The organism is Cupriavidus pauculus (assembly GCF_002858765.1).
Classification (GTDB): domain Bacteria; phylum Pseudomonadota; class Gammaproteobacteria; order Burkholderiales; family Burkholderiaceae; genus Cupriavidus; species Cupriavidus pauculus_B.
In genome coordinates, this window is the sequence record NZ_PJRP01000013.1 from 100,418 (window position 1) to 119,456 (window position 19,039).

10 protein-coding genes are annotated in these 19,039 nt (G+C 66.4%); 7 read left to right on the forward strand and 3 right to left on the reverse strand.

Features of this window, described 5'->3' with window-relative positions:
• The first annotated feature begins 164 nt into the window (after positions 1-164).
• The 3 genes from CYJ10_RS23560 (at position 165) to CYJ10_RS23570 (ending at position 11,973) form a co-directional block, all read left to right on the forward strand.
• The gene (locus tag CYJ10_RS23560; protein ID WP_257993487.1) at positions 165-1,958 is read left to right on the forward strand and encodes a ShlB/FhaC/HecB family hemolysin secretion/activation protein; all 1,794 of its coding nucleotides are present in this window, start codon (positions 165-167) and stop codon (positions 1,956-1,958) included.
• Between the two features lie 11 nt (positions 1,959-1,969).
• Entirely contained in the window at positions 1,970-11,032 is a 9,063-nt protein-coding gene (locus tag CYJ10_RS23565; RefSeq protein ID WP_101683869.1) for a beta strand repeat-containing protein, read from the forward strand.
• Positions 11,033-11,208: 176 nt separating this feature from the next.
• Positions 11,209-11,973: a sulfite exporter TauE/SafE family protein gene (locus tag CYJ10_RS23570; protein ID WP_092596732.1), complete on the forward strand. Its 765-nt coding sequence runs from the start codon at positions 11,209-11,211 to the stop codon at positions 11,971-11,973.
• Positions 11,974-12,675: 702 nt separating this feature from the next.
• Here CYJ10_RS23570 and CYJ10_RS23580 read toward each other — a convergent pair.
• From CYJ10_RS23580 to CYJ10_RS23590, 3 genes are all read right to left on the reverse strand, one after another.
• Positions 12,676-13,233: a hypothetical protein gene (locus CYJ10_RS23580; protein ID WP_101683870.1), complete on the reverse strand. Its 558-nt coding sequence runs from the start codon at positions 13,231-13,233 to the stop codon at positions 12,676-12,678.
• 122 nt (positions 13,234-13,355) lie between these two features.
• Positions 13,356-13,979, reverse strand: a complete 624-nt coding sequence (locus CYJ10_RS23585; protein WP_101683871.1) for a DUF938 domain-containing protein — start codon at positions 13,977-13,979, stop codon at positions 13,356-13,358.
• Between the two features lie 100 nt (positions 13,980-14,079).
• Positions 14,080-16,065, reverse strand: a complete 1,986-nt coding sequence (locus CYJ10_RS23590) for a PhoX family protein (RefSeq protein ID WP_101683872.1) — start codon at positions 16,063-16,065, stop codon at positions 14,080-14,082.
• A 196-nt stretch (positions 16,066-16,261) separates the two neighbouring features.
• On the opposite strand from CYJ10_RS23590, the gene CYJ10_RS23595 reads away from it, so the two are divergent.
• From CYJ10_RS23595 to CYJ10_RS23610, 4 genes are all read left to right on the forward strand, one after another.
• Positions 16,262-16,867, forward strand: a complete 606-nt coding sequence (locus tag CYJ10_RS23595; RefSeq protein WP_101683873.1) for an IMPACT family protein — start codon at positions 16,262-16,264, stop codon at positions 16,865-16,867.
• Positions 16,868-16,871: 4 nt separating this feature from the next.
• On the forward strand, positions 16,872-17,198 hold the full coding sequence (locus tag CYJ10_RS23600) for a 2Fe-2S iron-sulfur cluster-binding protein (RefSeq protein WP_257993488.1): 327 nt from the start codon (positions 16,872-16,874) through the stop codon (positions 17,196-17,198).
• 142 nt (positions 17,199-17,340) lie between these two features.
• Positions 17,341-17,820 (forward strand): VOC family protein, encoded by a 480-nt coding sequence (locus CYJ10_RS23605; RefSeq protein WP_101683874.1) that lies wholly within the window; start codon positions 17,341-17,343, stop codon positions 17,818-17,820.
• Complete coding sequence (locus CYJ10_RS23610) at positions 17,817-19,037, forward strand: FAD binding domain-containing protein (RefSeq protein WP_101683875.1); 1,221 nt, start codon at positions 17,817-17,819, stop codon at positions 19,035-19,037. Before CYJ10_RS23605 ends, CYJ10_RS23610 begins: the two co-directional genes overlap by 4 nt.
• The last annotated feature ends 2 nt before the right edge of the window (positions 19,038-19,039 follow it).

The window sequence follows — 19,039 nt, forward strand, 5'->3', positions numbered from 1 at the left end:
AAATCACGCAATTTCCAGATTTCCCGCTCGGCACGGCTCGACAAAACTTTAGGTCTTGCTACCATCCGCACAAAATTAAAGACAGACGCGTGTGCGGGAGCCAAAACGCACAACCAGAAGTAAAAGATCGCGCTGTTTCAACGGGAAAACGGGAAACACCTCAAATGAATACGGCAACCACGCTGCGGGGGAGCAGCGTTGCTGGCGCGCGCCCGCGCCATGGCTTCGTGCGTCCTTTGCCCGTGCTGGGCATCGTCGCGGCGGCCATCCTGACCGCCTTCCATGGCAGCGCCCAGGCCCAGGCCAATCCGGCGGCAGTGCTGGATCGCCAGAACCAGATCATCGAAAGCCAGCAGCGTGACCGCCTGCGTGAAGACCAGGAACGGGCGCTGCGTGCATTGCCGCCACCGGGGGGCACCAACCTCGACACCATCAAGCCGCAGGTGCAGGTGCCGGACATCGGCGTGGCGTGCCGCGATATCCGCGAGATTGAGTTCAAGGGCGACGCCGACCGCGTGCCCGAATACCTGCGCCGCGACATCACGCGCGATTACGCCGGCCGCTGCCTGGCGGCCACCGATCTCGAAGCCATCCTGGCCGCGCTGACCAAGAGCTTTATCGACCGGGGCTTCATTACCACGCGTGCCTACCTGCCGGCGCAGGACCTGCGCACCGGCAAGCTCGAAATCACCGTGGTCGCCGGCCGCATCGAGCGCTACGAGATCGAAGACGGGCGCAAGGGCGCGATCTGGCCGCACGGCGCGTTTCCGGGCAATCCCGGCGACCTGCTGAACCTGCGCGACCTGGAACAGGGCATCGACCAGATCAATTCGCTGGCGTCGAACAACGCGCGGCTTGACCTGCGCCCCGGCAGCCAGCCCGGCCAGACCGTGGTGGCGGTGCAAAACGCTTCGACCTTCCCGGTGCATCTGTATGGCTCCTACGACAACCTCGGCACCGAAGCCACCGGCCGCAATGCCGCGTCGGCCACGGTGACGCTGGACAGCCTGCTGGGCCTGAACGAACTGTTCGCGGTGACGCGCCGGCAGTCGGTGTTTCCGATGAGCGGCGGCCACAAGTCGGACTCCACCGGTGTCCATGCCCAGCTGCCGTATGGCTACAGCACCTTCACGGTGGACTACAGCCAGTCGAACTACACGAATACCCTGTCGCTACCGAGCGGCATGACACTCAAGGCCACGGGCAAGACCGACACCTGGAGCGTGGGTGCCGACCGCGTGGTCTTCCGCAATCAGGCCAGCCGCGTGGCCGTATCGGCCCGGCTGACCACACAGGACAGCAAGAACTGGCTGGGCGGGGAATTCCTGCAGGTCAGCAGCCGCACGCTGACCTTCCTCGACGTCGGCGTCAATGCCTTCACGCAGGCCTACGGCGGCATCTTCAACGGCCGGCTGGCGATGGTGCAGGGCCTGTCGCTGCTGGGCGCGCTGCACGATCCGTCCGAGTTGCCGCGCGACCTGCCGCATGCGCAGTTCAACAAGTTCACGCTCGACCTGGGCTACAACCGCCGCTTCACCATCGGCGGCACCGGGCTGACGTTCTCGACGCAGTTCAGCGGCCAGGCCGCCAACGACACGCTGTACGGCACGCAACAGATCCTGATCGGCGGCCCATCGTCGGTGCGCGGATTCCAGAACTTCACGCTGGCCGGTGACAACGGCTACTACATGCGCAACGAGCTGGGCCTGCCATGGCAGGTCAGCACCGACGCCACCGGCACGCTGGCCGGCCGCATCTACGCCGGCTTCGACTTCGGCAACGTCACCAACCGCGCGGCGGGTGTGCCATCCGGTTCGCTCTCGGGCGCCACGCTGGGCGTGGGCCTGTTCTGGAAGACGGTTGCCGTCGATGCCTTTGCCTCGCGCGCCGTGCGCGCCCCGTCGTCCCAATTCCGCGAAGGCACGCTGTTCAGCCTGCGCCTGTCCGCTTCGATCTGAGAGCCACCGCCATGAACCACATCTATCGCGTCATCTGGAATGCCGCCACAGCCACGTGGACGGCGGTTGCCGAAACGGCCCGGGGCCACGGCAAGAGCAAGAGCGAACGCCGCGCCGTCCGCGCGGCGCTGGTCGCCGGCACGCTGGTGGCCGCCACGCCGCTGGGCCTGCAGGCCCAGTCGGTCTCGGTCGCGGCAGGCAGCGGCAAGACCAACGTCTACGTGGCGCCGAACGGCGCCACGGTGGTCAACATCGACACGGCCAACGGCGCCGGGCTGTCGCACAACCGCTACAACAGCTACAACGTCAACGACAAGGGCGTGGTGCTCAATAACACCACGTCCGCGCAGATCGCCTACCAGTCGCAACTGGCCGGTCAGGTCACCGCCAACTTCAACATGACGAACACCGCCAGGGTGATTCTCAACGAGGTGGTGTCCAACAACCGCAGTACGCTGGCAGGCTTCACCGAAGTGCTGGGCGGCCGCGCCGATGTGATCCTGGCCAACCCGTACGGCATCACGTGCTCGGGCTGCGGCTTCATCAACACCGACCGCGTCACGCTGACCACCGGCGTGCCGTACCTCAATGGCAATGGCTCGCTGGGCGGATTCACCGTCAACCAGGGCGACATCCTGATCAACGGCAACGGCCTCAACGCCACGGCGCAGCAGATGCTCGACCTGGTGGCGCGCACGGTCAGGCTTGACGGCACCGTCAACGCGCAGGACCTGTCGATCACGGCCGGCGCCAATCGCTACGACTATGCCAGCCGGTCGGTCACCGGCGCCGTGCCGGGCGCCGGCACCACGCCGGCCTACGCCATCGACAGCTCGGCGCTGGGCGGCATGTATGCCAACCGCATCAAGCTGACGGCCACCGAAGCGGGTGTGGGCGTGCGCATGCTTGGCGATGCCGCCGCATCGTCGGACGACTTCACGCTGTCCGCAGCGGGCCGCATCGAACTGCAGAACCGCATCTCCGCGCAGCGCGATGTACTGATCGCCAGCACCAGCAACGAGGCCACCGCACTGGCGCTGACCAATGCCAGCATCTCGTCGGGACGCAATACCTCGCTGGAAGCGGCGCAGGGCGGCGCCAACGTGGCCGGCGGCGCCATCGTCGCGGCCGGCAATCTGGCGGTCAATGCCGCTTCGCTGATCGACAACGCCACGACGGCCACGCTCGACAACAACAACGTCCGCAGTGCAGGCGGCACGCTCGGGCTGACGATTGCCGGCGCTGCCGGCGTCAGCGGCACGCGCTGGCAAGCCATCGGCAACTGGCAAGGCGTGTTCGGGAGCCTGACGACGGGCGCCGGCACGCGCTTCCAGTCGGCGGCGGCGCTGTCGGCCAACACGACGTCGGGCGACATGAACCTGGGCGTGGCCGCGCTGCAGGCCAGCGGCGACCTGCTGCTGACGACGGTCGGCAAGCTGTCCACCGCGAAGGACGCCGCGCAGGGCATCGAAAGCCTGACCGGCAATGTCGGCCTGACGGCCGCCCAAGGCCTGGACAACGCAGGCACGGTCACCGCCGACAAGGGCAGCACGATGCTGCGCGTCGATGGCGCCATCACGAACAGCGGCACCGTGCATGCGGGCACGACGCTCGATATCGCCGACAGGAATGGCGCGGGCGCGCAATCGGTCACCAATAGCGGAAACCTGCTGACCGACGGCAACCTGGCACTGAAGGCGGGCGCGATCCGCAACACGGCCACGGGCTGGATCCAGGCCGACACGGGCAGCAAGATCAACGCGGACAGCCTCGACAATGCCGGTGCGATGCTGCTGTCGCAGCAGTCGACGGCTGCGGACCAGATCACGCTCACGGGCAACCTGACCAACAGCGGCACGCTGCAATCGAAGGGCAGCGCGACGCTGGCCGCCCAGGACGTCACGAATTCGCGCACGCTGCTGGCCGCCAATGCACTCGCCATCAACGCGGTGGGCAATGTCTCCAACGCCGCCAATGCGATCACGCAGGCCGGATCGATCGACACCCGGGCCGGCGGCAGCATCGTCAACGACACGGGCGCAACGCTGCGCGCCGACACCGTCGCCCTGACAGCCGGCGCGGGCCTGACCAACAACGGTCTGGTCAGCGCCGATCACGGCGCGGCCACCCTGCGCGTCGACGGCACGCTCAAGAACACCGGTACGCTCCAGTCGAGCCAGACGCTCGACATCGCCGACGCCCACGCTGGCGCCACGCAGGCGCTCGACAACACAGGCGTCATGCTGTCCGATGGCAATATCGCCATCCAGGCAGCCTCGGTCACGAACGCCACCAACGGCACCGATCCGAACAGCGGCTGGATCCAGGCAAACACGGGCACGAGCGTGCAGGCAGGCTCGCTCAACAACAGCGCAACCTGGCTGCTGTCGCAGCAATCGACAGCCAGCGATACCGTCACGCTGACCGGCGACCTGACCAACAGTGGCGCGCTGCAGTCGAAGGGCAGCGCCACGGTCTCCGCCCACGACGTGACAAATTCGGGCGCGCTGTATGCCGGCAACAACCTCGGCATCAGCGCATCCGGCAATATCGCCAACACCGGCGGTGGCCTGCTTCAGGCAGCCCAGACGCTGGGCGTCACCGCCGCCGGCAGCGTGACGAACCGCGATGCCACATCGGCACTGAAGGCCGCGAACGTCAACGTCACGTCTACCGGACTGACCAACGGCGGCATCGTGACCGCCGATACGGGCACGGCTACGCTGCGCGTCAACGGGACGCTGACCAATACCGGCACCATCAACGCCGGCACCAGCCTCGACATCGCCGACCGCAGCGGCAATGGCACCGAGAACGTCGACAACCGCGGATACCTGCTCAGCGATGGCACGCTGGCCATCAAGGCAGCGGCCATCACCAACAACCCGGCAGCGGGCAATGCCCAGAGCGGCTGGGTCCAGGCGAAGGCAGGCAGCTCCGTTTCGGCCGCAAGCCTCGATAACAGCGGCACGTGGCTGCTGTCGCTGCAGTCGGGCGGCATCACGAGCCTGACGCTCACGGGCACGCTGACCAACAGCGGCACGATCCAGGCCAACCAGGACGCCACGCTGCAGATGGCGAAACTGGTCAACCAGGCCAACGCCGCCCTGCGCGCCGGGCGCGATCTGACCGTTCTGCTTGGCACAGGAAACGCGCTGACCAACGCGGGAACGATCCAGGCAGCGGCCGGCACGCTGGGCATCACCGCCAGCGGCGCCACGCTGGCCAACAACGCCGGCGGCAAGCTGCTGGGAGACAAGCTCGCCGTCACCGCCGCTACGCTCAACAACACGGGCGTGATCCAGGGTGGCGCCAATGCCGCGAGCAGCATTACGCTATCCGGCACATTCCTGAACGATACGGGCGGCACCACGACGATGGCCGCCACGTCGGCTGGCGCCGGCACCGTCACGGCCAACCAGATCACGAACAAGGGCACCCTGCAGTCCGTCGGCGGCATGACGCTGGCCGTCGGCACCGGCGGGCTCGACAGCACGGGCAGCCTGCTGGCCAACGGCGACCTGAGCATCGGCGCACGCGGCGCCAACAGCTACACGGCATCGCTGGGCGGCACCGTCCGGGCCGGCGGCAAGCTCGCCGTGCAGCAGGGCAGCGGCAGTTCCACGCTCGCCATCGCGGCCGGCAAAACCGTGACCGGCGGCACCGTCGACATCGACATGAACACCGTCACGCTGGCCAAGGATGCCGTGCTGTCTGCGACGGGAAACCTCGATCTCGACGCCGCGTCCCTGACCCTGGCGGGCGACAGTACCAGCACCGCGCGCGTGATGGCCGCCACCAGCGGCACCGGCACGGGCAACGTCCGTGTCAGCGGCAATCTCACGAACAATGGCCTGCTGTTCTCGCGCCGCGACCTCAACGTCACGGCCCCGAATATCACGAACACAGGTACCGGCGGCATTGCCGCCCTGCATGACCTGACCGTGACGGCCAACGCCGGGGCGCTCGACCTCACCGTAGCCGCACCGGCAGCCGGTGCGGGCAACCTGACGAACAACGGTGCGATCTACGCCGGCCACTCGATGACGCTGGTGGCCAACGGCACGCTGACCAATACCGCCACGATCAGCACCGACGGCGCCACCGACGGAACGTCCGAAGGCATGATGAAGCTCCGCGCCAACACGCTAGTCAACAACTACGACATCGTCAGCAACACGAATATCGACATCGTCGCCGCCACGCTGCGCAACGAGGTACCTGGTGGCGATACGCGGACGTGGGGCGCCGACAGCACCCACAATACCGTTTCCGACGGCGGCAGCTACGATGACGGGGGCTCCGGCGGCAACAAGGACTGGGGCCGCGACTTCATCACCACGTGGACCGTATCCCAGGGCTATTTGAACGGCACGCCGACACACGCGCCGCAGATCCTGGCCACAAAGACACTGACCGTCGCGTTCCATGAGGGCAAGAACCTGGGGGGCATCCTCTGGGGCGGCAATTCGGTGACGATGCAGGGCTTCTCGGCCGACGCCTCGCAGGCCAATGGCAACCTGTACCGTGCCAAGGGCATCTACGACGATGCGGGCCACGGCTTCGTGCTGTCCGGGGCGACCTTCACGAACGACAACCTGGCGCTGGAAACGCGCAGCTACACGCAGCACTACAGCGAGACCCGCAAGGAAATCGGCCCGGCCGGTGGCATCGAGGACTACGACTGGTCGTTCTGCAGCAGTTCCGGCGGCAACCGCTACGATTCGATCTGCCACTACGACGGCTACAAGACGTCCTACACAAGCACGTACAACAACGTACTCAAGGCCGGTATCTACACTGCATCGCTGAGCGGCACCGGGTTCGCGCTGAACAACAACGGGGCTGTCTCGACCAACATCACCGACAGCGCCAAGACCGGCACCACGAAGCCCAATGCCACCGCCATCACCGCACTGCCCGACCGGGCCGGCACGTCGCCCACTGCGCTGATCGACCGCGCAACGGGTGTGACCGGCAAGGACGGCACCACCGCGACCACGGCAGGCGGCACCGCGCTCAAGGGCGGCGTATCGTTCGTGGCCGGCAACATCGCCAATGGCGTGAACGGCACGGCGTTCGGCGGCATCAACATCCCGCTTCCGACCAACCCCAACGGCGTCTTCGTCATCGCCCGCGAGCCGGGCGCGAAATACCTGGTCGAGTCCAACCCGCTCTACATGAACGGCACGGCCACCTATGGCTCGGACTACCTGACCAGGATGCTCGGCTACAGCACGGATGAAATCGGCCTGCGCCTGGGCGATGCCAGCTACGAGAACTACCTCGTCAGGCAGCAGCTGATCGCGCAGACCGGCAACGTGCTGCTGGCCAGCTTCCAGAATGCCGATGCGCAGATGCAGGGCTTCTTCGACAACGCCACGGCGCAGAGCAAGAGCCTGGGCCTGGAGTTCGGCAAGGCGCTGACGCCCGAGCAGCAGGCCGGCCTGAAGCAGGACATCGTCTGGATGGTGCAGACCGTGGTGGACGGCAAGACCGTGCTGGCGCCGGTGGTCTACCTGTCGCAGAGCACCAAGGCCAGCATCGCCGGCGGCGCGGTGATTTCGGCGCAGGACGCCAACCTGAACCTGACATCGCTGACCAACACGGGCGGCACCATCGTCGGCGGCAAGTCGCTGGTGGTGACTACTGCCGGCGATATCACCAACACGTCCGGCATCATCAAGGGCGGCGACGTGAGCCTGACGTCGACCGGCGGCAGTATCGTCAACAAGACGTTCAGCTCCGGCAACGGCACCGACCAGTTCTACCAGACCACCGTCGGCCAGACCGGGTCGATCCAGTCGACCGGATCGCTGTCGCTCGATGCGAAGAAGGACATCACGAACCTCGGCGCCAGCATGACGGCCGGCACCGATGCGTCGCTGAAGGCCGGCAACAACATCACCTTCGACACGATCGAGAACAAGAACACGGCAAGCGTCGGTTCCAACCGTGGCCCCGATGGCGGCAAGGGCAGCACGCTCACCACCACCACGACGGTGGAACAGGTGAAATCGGGCCTGACCGTCGGCGGCAACCTGTCGGCACAGGCCGGCAACGACATCACGCTGGCGGGCACCGACGCAAAGGTGGGCGGCAACGCGGACCTGAACGCCGGCAACAACGTCAACATCGTGGCGCGCGAGAACACGACGACCACGCACACGACCAGCACATCGAGCGGCTTTGGCCAGAACAACTCGCTCTATGGCTCGACCACCGTGACGACGGATTCCACTTCGGTACGCAACGTCGGCAGCACGCTCGAAGTGGGCGGCAATGCCGGCATGACCGCGAAGAACGACGTCACGATCCAGGGGTCGAACGTCGACGTGAAGGGCAACGGCCAGATCAACGCCACGAACGTGAACGTGCTGGCGGGACGCAACTACGACGAGACGCACACCACCACCGAACGCAGCGGCGTGCTGCAGGTCAGCGCATCGGGCGGCGGATCGTCAGGCGCGGAAGCCTCGGCATCGGCAGCCTCGGGCCGGGGCAGCGCCGCGGCGGCGGCCAGCGCATCGGCCGAAGCCACGGGCACCGGCTCGGCCGGCCTGGCGTTCAGCAGCACCACGAAGACGCAGACCGACACCACGGACCTGCGCCACGTCGGCTCGAACGTCAACTTCGGTGGCGACGTCACGATCAACGCGTCGAAGGACGTCAACCTGCAGGGATCGAACGTGAAGGCCGGCGGCAACGCCACGGTCAACGCGCAGAACGTGAACCTGCTGGCGGCCGAGGACAAGAAGACGTCCACCACGACGAGCACCACCACCACCGTGGGCCTGATGGCCAGCAGCAACAACAAGGCCGAGGCGGAAGCCAATGCCAGCGCCAACGCGGCGGCCGGCAAGGGCAATCCGAATGCGGCGGCCAATGCATCGGCCAGCGCGTCGGCCAATTCGGAAAACCACCTCGACCTGGTGCAGCACAGCACCAGCACCACGTCCACGCTCGACACCACGCATCAGGGCTCGTCGATCAGCGCCGGTGGCAACCTGAACGTCAAGGCATCGAACAACCTGACGCTCGAAGGCTCGCAACTGGCCTCGGGCGGCGACATGAACCTTCAGGCGAAGGACATGAGCTTCAAGGCGGTCGACGACGTGCACGAGACACGGTCGAGCAGCAGCACGACCACGGCCGGCTTCTACGCCAGCGGCAATGCCAGCGCCGAAGCGAAGGCCGGCGGCGGCGTTGGCCTGGGCGCACAGGCAGGCGCATCCGCCGAGGCGTCGGCGCGCGGAGAAGTGGGCCTGTACGGGTCCAATACGCGTACCAGCAGCGTCGACGGATCGACCACGGCGGTTACCTCCGGCATTTCCGCCGGCGGCAACCTGACGCGCACGGCAACCAACAGCATCAACGACGTCGGCACGCAGATCGACGTGGGCGGCAACCTGACCCAGTCGGCGAAGACGATCACCAGCCAGGCGGCTGCCAACACGACCTACAGTTCGTCGAGCACGGCCACCGATACGGCCAAGGTGGGCGCTTACGCCGAAGCGTCTGCGGGCGCGTCGGCCAGCGCGTCGGCCGGGCCCGGCGCAAGCAAGGGGACCAAGACCGAGACGTCGGCCGGCGCCGGCATCACGGCCAGCTACCAGCACGACGACGAATCGTCGACGTCCAATACCAGCAACGCCGTGGTGTCGAACATCAGGGTAGGCGGCAGCGTCAGCAGCACGTCGACGAACGCCACGACGCTGGAAGGCACGACGATTTCCGCCGGCAAGGACGTTGCGCTTAACGCCGGCTCGCTCGACTACCGTGCCGCCGCCAATACGTCGAGCAGCAGCAGCAACAGCACCAGCGCGGGCGGCAAGGTCGACGTCGATATCGTCAACAAGAGCGTCGGCGTGGGCGTCGGCTACCAGGGCGACAAGTCCAACGACAGCAGCAGCACCGCCGTCGTGGGTGGCATCAGCGCGGGCGGCAACCTGTCGATCAATACCAAGGGCGACACCCGCCTGGAAGGCACCAACGTGGCCGCCGGCGGCAGCGCCAGCGTAACCACGGGCGGCAAGCTGACGGTCGATGCCGCCAAGAACACCAGCAGCTCCAGCAGCCAGAGCGTCGGCGTGGAAGTCGGTGTGACGGCGGGCAAGGGCGAAGGCAGTGCAGAGGTGGGTGTCGGCGTCGGCAAGGCATCGAGCAGCGGCAATACCGACGTAGCAGGCAGCATCGCCAGCGGCGGTCCGCTGACGATCAAGAGTGGCGGCGATGCCACCTTCACCGGCACGGCACTGTCCAGCGGCGGCGACGTCACCGTGGCCGCAGGCGGCAATCTCGCCTTCAACGCTGCGCACGACAAGCAGAGCAGCCAGTCCACCACGGTAGACGTCAGCGCCGCGGCTTCGGGCGGCAAAAAGGAGAATGTTGGCGGGACCAAGGGTGCCGGCGGCAAGAAAACTGGCGGCAAGACCATGGACGAGCGTAGCGGCGAGGCCAGCGTCGGCGTGGGCGTACAGAACGCGCAGAGCGACACCGCCACGGGCGCGTCGATCAGCAGCGGCGGCAACATCAAGCTTTCGTCGGGCGGCAACACGACGCTGGAAGGCACCCAGGGCGCCGCCGCAGGCAGCATCGCCGTGGCGGCGGGCGGCACGGTCACGCAGAAGGATGCCGTCAGCACGTCCAGCTCCGTCGATGTCAATGTCTCGGCCTCCGGTGCGGGATCGAGCCTGTCGACGCCGACGAAGAAGGCCGGCTCGGGTTCTTCGGGTTCGGGTTCGGGTTCGGGTTCGGGTTCGGGTTCGGGTTCGGGTTCGGGTTCGGGTTCGGGTTCGGGTTCGGGTTCGGGTTCGGGCGGTTCCGGCGGATCTGGCGGTTCCGGTGGCGCTTCCGGCTCCACAGGCAGCGGCGGTGGCGCCGGCAATGCAGGGTCGGGAACTGGCACCGGGGGCACGGGTGGCACGGGTGGTACCAAGCCGCGAGACCCCTACGCCCAGCAGAAGGGCAGCGGCGTCGCCAATGTCGGCGTGGACGTTCAGAACTCGACGACCTCGCAAAAGACGAACCTGAGCGGCGGACAGGGCGTGACGATCACGTCCGGCCAGAAGTAGGCCCGGTACCGCATCGCCCGTCACCACAATGTTCCGCGCTCTTCCGGGAGCCGCGGAGCAACGTGGTGATCCTCGCCTGGCACGACCGGCATCGTGTCGGTGATTTCCCGAATGTCTGCTCCATGTCGGCGTATCATCACGCGCTTGCCTGTTCCGTACCACGCCCCCGATTCGCCATGCCTGACCATTCGTTGTTGTCCGCCCTCCTCATCTTTGGACTTGGAGGGCTACTCGGTGGCGTCGGCGGCCTGTTCGGCATCGGCGGCGGCCTGATCGCCATCCCGGCGCTTGGCCTGCTGTACGGCATGGACCAGCAACTGGCGCAAGGCACGTCCCTGGTCATGATCGCGCCCAACGTCGTGATCGGCTTCTGGCAATACCGCAAGCGCGCCGACATCGACCTCAAGACAGCCATCGTCCTTGGCCTGTCCGCCATGTTGTCCACCTATCTGTCCGCAAGACTGGCCACGTCGATCGATGCCGCGCTGCTGCGCCGCATCTTCGCCGTGTTCATGATCGGGCTGGCCCTCTACTTCCTCTGGCGGCTGCTACCCGGCCGTGCCGCAACGCATCAGCAGGCACGGGTGTCCGCATCCTGGATACCGGCGGTTGGCGTGGTCGGCGGCGCGTTCTCAGGCTTCTTCAGCGTCGGCGGCGGCGTAGTGGCCGCCCCTGCCCTGGTCGGCCTGTTCGGCATGCGCCAGGCCGCTGCCCAAGGACTGGCCCTGGCCCTGGTCACACCCGGCGCGGTAGTCGCCCTGCTCACCTACGCGCACGCCGGTCACGTGGACTGGTACAGCGGCATCCCGCTGTCGCTCGGCGGCATGCTCACGATCTCCTGGGGCGTGGCGCTGGCCCATCGCATGCCGGAGCGGCGCCTGCGCGCCGCGTTCGCGGTGTGCCTGATTGCGACGGCGGTCGTGATGCTGGTGCGCGGCTAGACGGTCTGCCACGCGCCATGGCTACCGGCAGTCCTGTGGTAGATAGCACGGATCGCGGCACAGTTCGCGGTGGAACGGCATATCCCCAAAGCGCATGGTGCGTATCGTGATCGCGCGCCGCCAGTCGCTCAGGTACCCCGAATGAATGGCAATGGCGCGAATGATTGCGCAGCCGCCTTGATGGATAACGTATGCCTATGGCGCCCGTACGTTCATGAAGTTCGGCAAGAACGTGGTGCAATTCGACGCCGAAGTGCTGGCACCAGGTGTAGTTGGAATCGGATATCCGGTCGTATATACCGAGTCGTGCCGCCGTTGAACCACCCAGGTCCAACAGCCGGAAGTCATCCTCCAGTCTGAAGAGCACCACCAATCCCTCCGTGACCGCACCCCGCTCTACGCAGAAAAATCCTGGCCACCGGACGCTGAGCCTGCAGAAGCGCCCCTCCCATACTGCAGTGGTGAGATCTTCGGCAAAGTACACCCAGTGAAACGGGAACGGTGCTTCCCTCTTCCCCAACGCTTGTGGCGGCCCCCAGCGATAGGTGTGGGCAACGGATTCCGGCAATACCGACGACGGCGTCCAGGCCGCTCTTGCCAACCACGTGCCACGGTGCAATTTACACACGCTGTCAGCAAGCACTTCCTTCAATAGCGCCCGCGGCGGCATCCTGATTTCGCTATGCCTGGTCCTGACTGAGATCATCCGAGGGTGCCTCGGCGTTCTGACACCAGCAGGTCATGCATCGTCAGCACGACCCGCTGACGTTCGATATCTGGCATGGCCAGATAGTCGGCCTGGTCGATCGACACAGAGCGGCGCGCAGCAAAAAGCTTGCCGCTCAACAACTCCGCCGGGGTCAGGTCTGCAATCTCACCGAACTGCGATTCCCAGAAATCACACGGGTCGATGCAATCGGCGGCAAGCAATACGTCCATGACCGCTGGCATCAGCTCGGATACCGGTTCCACGAATTGCCACGCCGGGAACAATCGGCGCTTCGCAATCCCGTCATAGCTGGCCCAGAGCCGGCCTGCCGCCACCTCATGCCACAGTTCGTCCGGCGGCACATCAACACATTGCTGCTCGATGACTTCCTCCGGGGTCAGCCCGCTGACAGGCAATCGGGCAATCTCACGCATTGCGTTCAACAGATCGGCAGCAATGCTGACGGACTGGATTCCACGCGCGATGTCATGCAGATCGCGGGGCGGGATGAGGGCTACGGCTTCGTATTCAGCTACGGCTTCGGCAAACATACTGACCTCCTGGTTGAATCACCACGAGGCCAAGGCTACGCACACCGTTCAGGCCGCTCAATCACCGCAACAGGAATATCGCAATCCTTAACCCTTCCACAACATTCCGTTGCGCGCCGCCCTCAACCGGCCTTGCGGAACACCAGGCTGAAGTTGTTCGCCGGCATGGGAATCGGCTCTGCACAGGTCAAACCCTGCGCCGCACCCAGGGCGATGACGGCTTCCATGTCGCGCACGCCCCAATCGGCGTCGGCCACGCGCAGTTGGCGGTCGAAGGCTTCGTTGCTGGGTGCGGTATGCGCGCCGTTGCGGCGGTATGGGCCGTAGAGATACAGCACGCCGCCAGCGGACAGGCGGCGACCGGCGCCGGCGAATAGCGCATCGGCGGCGGCCCATGGTGCGATGTGGATCATGTTGATGCAGACGATGGCATCCACCGCGTCAATGCCCCAGGGCTCCTGCCTGACATCGACGGCCAGCGGCGGCCGCACGTTTGCGACCTTGTCGTGGGCGGTCCAGGCCGCAATCGATTCGCGGTGCGTGGCATCGAGGTCGCTGGGCTGCCAAGTCAGCCCAGGCAGTGCGGCCGCGAAGTACACCGCATGCTGGCCGGTGCCGCTGGCGATCTCGAGCACCGTGCCGGTCTTTGGCAGGGCGTCGCGCAAGACGGCCAGGATGGGCGCGCGGTTGCGGTCGGTGGCGGGCGCCATGCGGCGCGCGGTCAGGTCTGCGGCGGGCTGTGTCATGGGGGTTCCTGTGAGCGTGCGCCGGGCGAGGTGCCTGGCGCCAGCCCACAGGGTAGCAGGCCTGCCATGCCTGCGTGGTCAGACAGCGTCGAAAGGGCTCTTACGCGCGCCTGTTCAGCCGCAACGCCGACGGCGTGGCCGTCAGGTAGCCGACGGCCGCGCCGAAACGGTCCTTGTAGTTGGCGCGCACCAGCGGGTCCAGCGTGCCCTTCACCTTGTCATGGAGCCCCTTTTCCCAGTCGCCGGCGTGCTGGAAGTTGCTCATGATGTAGGTCCAGCCGTGGATCTCGTCCACCGCATGCAACCCGGTGGATTCCGCGCCCGCCGGGCACGACAGCACGCGCGACAGTTGCTTCGTGTCGACGTTGTAGGCCCACAGGAAGTTGTTCACGTGCGTGTTGCTGTCTTCGCCAACAAACAGCGTGCGCAGTGTCTCCGAGAACTTGAGGTTGTCCGGCGTGGCGACCTTGTCGGGGTTGGCGTAGTTGCCGAGCGCGTCCTGCGCCTTCTTCGGCCCGCCGCCGAGGTCTTCGGAAACCAGCGCCGGCACGGGCGCCATGTCGACCGGCACCCATTCGCTGTCGATGCGGGCGCCCGCCTGGTCCGACTGCGCGCCGCGCAGGTTCAGCTCGTAGACCGCGCCCGAGTACGGGCCTTCCACGCGGATGTCGCCAGCATTGGCCGCGTTGCCGGCCAGCATGCTGGTCTCGATGCGCGAGATGGCCGAGTACGCCTTCTTGTCCGCGATATTGACGGTCGTGCCTTCCATCTTGGTGAAGCCCAGGCTGCCGCCCACCAGCGCGGCATAGCGATGGGTTTCCAGGAAAGCGGCGGCCTTTTCCTGCCCCGGCTTGAGCTTCACCCAGTTCGGCTTGCCGTCGAACAGGATACGCGTGAAGCTCGAATCCTCCGGGTCCTTGAACTGCACGTCCATGATGTCGGCGATCTTGATGCCGCCGTCCACGAGCTTGCGGATCTCGTCGCTGCTGGCACTGCCCAGCGGCATCCACGACAGCGTGGCGGCGCCCGGGCCGGTGCCCGACGTCTGGTGCCACTTGGCCACGTAGAGCTTGCCGGCGGAGAGGTCGCGCGGGCGGTCGGCGATAAACAGGAACAGGCCGCCGTTGGTGGCATCGTCGCCCATCAGCACGGTGCGTTCGTCGGGCATCACCTGCACCAGTTCATGCGAGATGCGGCCCAGGCAGTAGTGCTTGCGGATCGAACCCGTGCCGTCCGGATGCACGGTCACTTCGGGCAGGTGGCCATAGTGATACGGATTGGCGCGACCGGCATCGCCATACAGGTGCTGGCTGAAGCCGCGCAGCTTCTTGTCGGTGCTGGCCTTGGCCGCATCGGGCTCGTATTCCTCGCTCGACAGGTGCGTGTTCCACGGCGACAGGCTCGCGCCGCAGGTGATCCACAGCCCGTTCACGCCCGACGTATCCACGTTGTGATAGCGCACCAGGCTCAGCTTGCCGGTCTTCGGGTCCTGGTCCAGCGTCAGCACGGCGATGGGCGACGGCAGCATGCCATGCATTTCGGCGTCGGCCTGGTCGCGCGAGGTGTACTCGAATTGCACCACCGCGAACACCGTGTTGCCCTTGACGCCGCGCGCCTTGGCGTTGCGCAGCGTCAGCAGCGAACTGCCGTCGGGTGCATCGGAATAGAACTGGCGCGCCTTGCCCGGCACCGAGTTGTCCACGATCGGACGGTTCTGGATGTCGTAGTAGCCGCCGGCCAGCACCTTGCCGCCCTTGCCGTCCGGCACCAGGTCGCCGGTGACGAAGAACGGCTGGTAGGCCAGCGTGTAGTCTTGCGCGGTGCCGTCGGCGTAAGACACCTTCAGCGACGAAGCCACCGTCGTGGTGGCCATGGCGGCCGCGTTGTCCAGCGTGGGTGCGGCCATGCCGGTGAACGTGGCGGACGCGAACGCGGCGGTCTTGCGGCGCGGCGCGGCGGCAAAGGCGGCCTCCATGGCGGACATGCCGCCGGCCAGGCTGGCGGCGGCCGCGCCAAGCGGCAGCATCGGGGCGCCGCCCAGGATTTTCAGGGCACGGCGACGGGCATTGACGGTCTGGTCGGACATGGGATTGAAGTGGGCTCTCGTGGGTGTCTGGTAGTTCTTCTTGGATGACGCGCTGCGGCAGGAACGGTATCTGCCCCGTCCGGATGGTAAGACGCTTTCGTGACAGTTATTTGACGGTCAACGAGTTGTCACACATTCGGTGCCGCTGCCGGCTGCGCTACACTCGCCCTCCTGCCTGCCGATTCCCAGACCTGTCTTGCCCACCTTCACGCTAGCCGCCCCGGTACACGCCGACATCGAGATACGCAAAAGCCGCTTCATCGCGCTGGCGGTGCCGGTACCCGATCGCGAGGCCGCGATGGGCGTGATTGCGGACCTGCGCACGCAGCATCCCACGGCCACGCACGTGTGCTGGGCCTTGCTGGCGGGCGGCCAGTCGGGCATGTCCGATGACGGCGAGCCGTCCGGCACGGCGGGCCGGCCGATCCTGGAAGTACTGCGCCATCACGACCTGGATGGCGTGCTGGCCGCCGTGGTGCGCTACTACGGCGGCATCAAGCTGGGCGCCGGCGGGCTGGTGCGCGCTTATACCGATGCCATCGCCGTCGCGCTCAAGGATGCGGCGCGCATCGAGCGCATCGCCTACACCACGCTGACCGTGCTGGTCGACTATCCCGACGAACCGCGCGTGCGCCGCTGGATCGAGCAGTCGGCCGATGCCGGCTGCTCGCTGGCCGAGACGCGCTATGGCGCGCTGGCCACACTGGTCATCCGCCTGCCGGCCACGCTGCGCGAGCAGGCGCAGGCCACCCTGCGCGATGCCACCCATGGGCGAGCCGGCTTTCCGGCCCATGAGGACTAGCCCCATGGCCGAATCGCAATACGGCATGCCAGCCGACATCCTGGACGACAATCGGGAATTCAAGGCGCAGGTGCTGCCCGGCCAGGTTTGCTTTGCCGCACCCGCGTCGCTGAGCCTGCTGGAAAGCGCCCTGCTCGACGGCATCAGCCTGCCCAGTTCCTGCCGCAACGGCACCTGCCGTGCCTGCATGAGCAAGCTGCACGCGGGCAGCGTGCGCTATCGGATCGAATGGCCCGGGCTGAGTCTCGACGAGAAGGACGACGGGTACATCCTGCCCTGCGTGGCATGCCCGACCAGCGATGTGGTGTTCGAGCCGGTTGGCACGACCTGATCCCGACAGCAATAGTGAGCGTGTCTGTCTGGACACATCAGCTAGGGTAAATACCACCCCTCCGGTGCTTGGCTAGTTTTCTCTTCGGCACTACCATTTATCAACCGATCACTGATCGAGTGATAAATTGTTGGAGGCAGCCATGGCGATCATCAAGCTCGCACACTACTCGATCCGCACGACGGACCTCGAACGGTCGTGCGCATTCTACGAACGCATCCTGGGGTTCCGGCGCGGATATCGGCCGCCGTTCGATTTCCCGGGCGCGTGGCTCTACATGGGCGATGACGAACGGGACTTCGGCACCGTGCACATCATCGGCATCGACCCGAACAATCCTGCCGGCCTGACCGCCTATCTGGGCGACAAGGCATCGGCTGAAACCGGCACAGGCACCGTCGACCATATCGCCTTCCTGGCGACAGGCGTCACGGCCATGTGGGAAACGCTGCGCGCCGAGGGCATTGCCTGGCGCGACCGGACCGTCCCGAGCCTGGGCCTGCACCAGGTCTTCATCGAAGATCCGTCCGGCGTCACCATCGAACTCAACTACCCCGCCGAAGAAGTGGCAGGCCTGACCCTGCCGCAACACTCGCAAGCCGAAGCAGGAGCCGCAGCATGACCCCCACCCAATCGTCCCCACGCAAGGCCATCATCATCGGCGGCTCCGTCGGCGGGCTCTTTGCCGCCAACCTTCTCACACGTCGCGGCTGGGAGGTGGAGATCTTCGAGCGCACACCCGAAGCGCTGACCGGTCGTGGCGCCGGCATTGTCACGCACCCCGAACTGTTCGAGGCTTTGGCCGCTGCCGGCGTGACCGTGGACGACAGCATCGGCGTCTCGGTCAATACCCGCGTGACGTTGGCCCACGACGGCAGCGCGGTGTCGGATCGTGAACTCCCCCAGACGCTGACCGGCTGGGGCAAGATGTACGAGGTGCTGGGGAATGCCTTTCCTGGAATCTATTGCACCGGCGCGCATGTCACGTCGGTGGCATCCCACGCCGACCATGCGGAAATCACACTGCAGGATGGCTCGATACACCGCGCCGACATGGTGATCGCCGCCGATGGCTTCCGCTCCGCTGTCCGGGAACAATTGCTGCCGACCGCGCAGCTCGAGTACGCGGGCTATATCGCCTGGCGAGGACTGGTCGACGAGACCGATCTGACACCGGCCACGCACGCCGCGATCTTCGACAAGTTCGCCTTCTGCCTGCCGCCTCACGAACAGATTCTCGGCTACCCGGTGGCTGGCGAGCGCAACAGCACCGCGCCCGGCCAGCGGCGCTTCAATTTCGTGTGGTACCGCGCGACTGGCGACAACGCGCTGGCCGACCTTCTGACCGATGCCAACGGCAAATGCTGGTCCACCGGCATTCCTCCGGGCCTGATCCGTCCCGACGTCATCGCCGACATGGAAAGCGCCGCTTCCGACCTGCTTGCGCCCCAGTTCGCCGAAGTGGTGGCCCGGACTGCGCACCCGCTGTTCCAGCCGATCTACGACCTGACCGTCCCGCAAATGGCGTTTGGCCGGGTAGCGCTGCTGGGCGACGCGGCCTTTGTGGCCCGGCCGCATTGCGGCATGGGTGTCACCAAGGCGGCCGGGGATGCGATGACGCTGGTGCGCGCGCTGTCGGATGCGCCGACGATCGAAGCCGGGCTCGAAGCCTACAGCGCCGAACGCGTGCAAGTGGGCCAGGCCATCGTCGAGCACGCCCGCCACCTCGGCGCCTATATGCAGGCCCAACTGAAGAGCGACGAAGACCGCGCCATGGCCGAACGCTATCGGACCCCGGAAGCGGTGATGCGCGAGACCGCCGTGTCGCGCCGGTTCTGACC